The 3,565-nt window shown below is 54.7% G+C and carries 2 protein-coding genes and 1 pseudogene; 1 reads left to right on the top strand and 2 read right to left on the bottom strand.

Going from position 1 to position 3,565, the window contains the following annotated elements; genetic code table 11:
• Nucleotides 1-135: 135 nt before the first annotated feature.
• Entirely contained in the window at nucleotides 136-1,437 is a 1,302-nt protein-coding gene (locus G3446_RS25975) for a hypothetical protein (RefSeq protein WP_164456563.1), read from the bottom strand.
• Between the two features lie 31 nt (nucleotides 1,438-1,468).
• Nucleotides 1,469-2,659, bottom strand: a complete 1,191-nt coding sequence (locus G3446_RS25970) for a glycosyltransferase (RefSeq protein ID WP_164456562.1) — start codon at nucleotides 2,657-2,659, stop codon at nucleotides 1,469-1,471.
• Between the two features lie 634 nt (nucleotides 2,660-3,293).
• Here G3446_RS25970 and G3446_RS25965 point away from each other — a divergent pair.
• Nucleotides 3,294-3,565: pseudogene (locus G3446_RS25965) on the top strand (group II intron reverse transcriptase/maturase); the annotation flags it as partial.

The following is a 3,565-nucleotide window of genomic DNA, read 5'->3' as shown; positions in this document are numbered from 1 at the left end:
CCGGCAAAGCCCAGCGAAAATCCTTCATCTCAGAGGTGATGCGGCTCGTGGCATGAGGGAAACGGCGAAACTTCAGTCCGAAAACTTTAGCTTTGGATTCGTACACATGTATATCGACTTTCGTTCTCAATGCCGTTATACATGCGGCCGAGGCGGAATACCGTGCATTTTCATCGCTCGAAACGACTCCGCAAGCTGAGCATCGGTGAGGCGACAAAGCGACGGCCGAAGGCAGACTCCAATAGCGATCCAGAATAACACATAACGAGGAATCGTTGCCGGTAAGCCAAAAAACGACATCTCCAGAAGCCAACCGATGACGATAAAAGCAAAGCCCCTGACCATCCAATTCTTAGAACTAAGCAGCCCTTTCCAGACAGCTCGGCCTGCCAAGAACAACATCGGCAGCAAAAGAAAAAGGCCTCCTTTGAGCAAAACCTGACCATAACCCCACTCGATATTCAGTCGCTCGATGCCCCCGCTTGCCGCGCTCCGATACTTACCCATAGCTCCTCGTCCGATCAAATAATCCTTAAACTTGAGATCCGCGTAGAAATCACTCCACAACGTTTCCCCTGTTCCTCGTGTCCGGGTATCCACAAGAAGCCCTTCCTTACTCGCTTCAATTCGCTCCATTAACGCAGTGTCTGCAATCTTCAATGTATCATTGGACCAAATAACGGCAGTCAGCCCGAGAACAACCGGCAAACCGAACAGCATCGCTAACACCCGTCGCCAGCGCAGCGCATGACGCTGGAAAGCCAGAATGTACAAAGAGCTCACGAACAAAAAGAAATAGCCTCCTGCTTGCGTACGCGTCCCATTCAAGGTCGCGATACCGATCGTCATCAAAACACTGATGAGCGCTATCTTTCGACCTTTGGACGGCAGGTAATTCCACAGCAGCATCAATAATCCACAGCCCCAGGTTAACTTAAGGTCGGTAATGATGCCGAATGGCAAAGCGATACTTGTGACTCCGGCGATGATCCCGAATCGTGCATGCCTGATCGCCATGCTTAAGAACGGCTGAATAAATCCGACGCCGACCGGCAAAAGCATTGTAAGCGGAATCAGCCAAGCCCATGCCCCATAACGTATTCCGAATAGATCACGATATGTCGTGAGGTCAAGTTCAGCTAAAGGTCTAACAGCAGTAATAATACAAACAATCAGAAAGAACAGATAGGCAAAACGTGTAAGTGCATCGAACTCACTGAGCCTCGCAAACAGATTTCGCGCGGCCGGCCAAACGATTAAAGGAGTCCCTACCGAGATTAGCAGAGCGGACATATAGATAGTCTTAAACTGCATTCCATATGCTTCAAGAGCATTGACAACGGTCGCGAGCAACAGCAGCCAGAAACCGACGAGGAAAGATGTGGGCATATTCCCTTTGTTTGCGCTTCGCTCTAACGACAAGCCGGCTGAATTCATGACTCACCAGTCATTCTAGTCTTCACGGGCACTAGGACAAGCCCGCGCGAACGGAACGCTTGGGCCGCCTCAGTAGCCACATCAATAGATCGCGTAATCTATTTTGCCTTGCACGGCAATGCACCGTTTCCAGTTCGATCGCACCCTGGGCTGCGGAAAAGTTTGCCCGAGCATAAGCCAACGAGAAGGATGCGCAGTGGCACATCAATTTATCATCAAAGACTTGAAGTAACTCGTCGCCCATCTTCGATTTCGTAGCCCGCTTTCGAAAATGACGCCCCGAGAAGTTCTCGTTACCAATTTCCTCAATGTTATCTTCTGCTATAAGCTCAACCTCTCCTTGTTCTCCGACCACGAAAGCTGGCTTCCCGGTGGACATAGCCTCCATGACCCCGCGGCCGTTACCGATAAAAGCATCTGACCAACGGTAAAGATCGCACATCCGATTTTGATCAGGTATCGGGCCGAGGAGGTGCAAACGGCCGAACTTCCGTTCCCGCGCATTTAGAAAACTCGCTGTCTTCTCGATCTGCGAATAGAGCTGCCCTCCGCCAGCTAGCGCGACATGAAGAGGCTCGGCTCCGCCGTAAGCCTCAACAAGACCCACGATAGTGTCCAGCCACGGCTTCTTCGCCCCTTCTAGCCGAAGCGCCGCGATTAAGCGCCTTCCATTCGCCGGGAGCCTGTACATGTCAGAAACTTCGGACTCGCACTGGCCTGGACAGAACACCTCCTGGTCAATTCGGGCCAAGATCACCGTCGCACAGATTCCCTCGGCCTCATAACCTTTCCTCTGCTCTTCACTCAGCACAACGAGCTCGCACTTCGAAGGAACACCGATATTTCTATGCTCACCGCCTGCTTGCAAATAGACACAAGGTCGCCTTGTCAAACAAGCGGCAAAATAGCCGGAATTTAGCACGGGTGAGTCGTGCAGTTGCACGAGATCGATCTGATCTCTTCGTAGCAGCCGTGCAATCTCGAGCGCACCCAAGAGATACCCACCGGCGGCAAATCTCCGACCCGTCACAAATTCTGGTCTCGAAAAGACTCGCACCTGTGCACCCGCGTCAACGAAAGGCTTTATCAAATCCGGTGGCCCAGCCTTTGAGAGCACGACTATCGTATGCCCTCTACGCTTTAACTCCCTAACCCATGCTTGGGTAGTGTTAAAATGACCGCCAATCGTCATATCCTGCCCGAGGGCTATCAATATCTTCATGCCTGGCTCGTTCGTTGAAAGAGGCCTTGATCATCGTTTGGTTGCGCCAGGCAAAGCCTGGAAGGAGAGGAAGATAGCGGACGGATAAGCGAATCGGAAACTCCTTGTTGCGGCCCACCGGGTGCAAGTCCCGAGCCGGTAAGGATTGGCCATCCACCGGAACCGAGTGTGGCGTGGTGCGGGAGCGATCCCGGCTGCGAAGCGAACACAGGGGGCGTGTAGGCTGTGTGATAGAGCCCCGAAACTGATGCCAGCGGAGCCGACGCATTCCAATCACCGGAAGGCAACAGTCTCGGCATTGTAGCGGCCTGATGTCGAGACTCCGCCGGGGTCTGAGAGCAGGGCATGCACGCACGGGTCGCCCAGGAACCTGGGAGGGCTCAGTCGTTCCTTGCCAGGGACGCGGTGCGGGCGCCGCGTAAGAAGCGGCCCAGAATGCCGTTGGAGGGGTCCGGCCGACGGTTGCGAACAGGACCGAAGGCAAGGTAGCACCAAGCGAAGGCAACGAAGTGTGGCGCGATGGCGGCTGAGCCGTCAGAGTCGGCTGATAGTACCGTTGAGCGTGGGGAACGCACCCGAGCGGACCCATGGGAGGGAAGCGGCCGATCGGTTGAGACAGCGTCTGGAGGGACAGATGGCGCAAACATTGGGTTGCGAGACCATCATAACGAAACAAGAGACGATCGCGAGCTTGGCGAGACAGGCGCCGGGGATGGTGCTGACCACGCTGGCGCACCACATCGACCTGATGTGGCTGGAAGAGGCGTACCGGCGTACGCGCAAGGACGGTGCGGTGGGTGTGGACGGGGTGACCGCCGAGGCCTATGAGGCGCGGCTGCACGAGAACCTGAGCGACCTGCTCGAACGGTTCAAGAGCGGTCGTTATCAGGCGCCACCGGTGCGACG

This window comes from Thiorhodococcus minor (assembly GCF_010820565.1).
Taxonomy (GTDB): Bacteria; Pseudomonadota; Gammaproteobacteria; order Chromatiales; family Chromatiaceae; genus Thiorhodococcus; species Thiorhodococcus minor.
Note: the sequence above shows the minus strand (reverse complement) of the source record. Positions and strands in the feature narration are given on the sequence as shown.

Excerpts from the sequence above, each read along its gene's own strand:
- G3446_RS25970 (WP_164456562.1), bottom strand. The coding sequence starts at position 2,659 with ATGAAGATATTGATAGCCCTCGGGCAGGATATGACGATTGGCGGTCAT.
- G3446_RS25975 (WP_164456563.1), bottom strand. The coding sequence starts at position 1,437 with ATGAATTCAGCCGGCTTGTCGTTAGAGCGAAGCGCAAACAAAGGGAAT.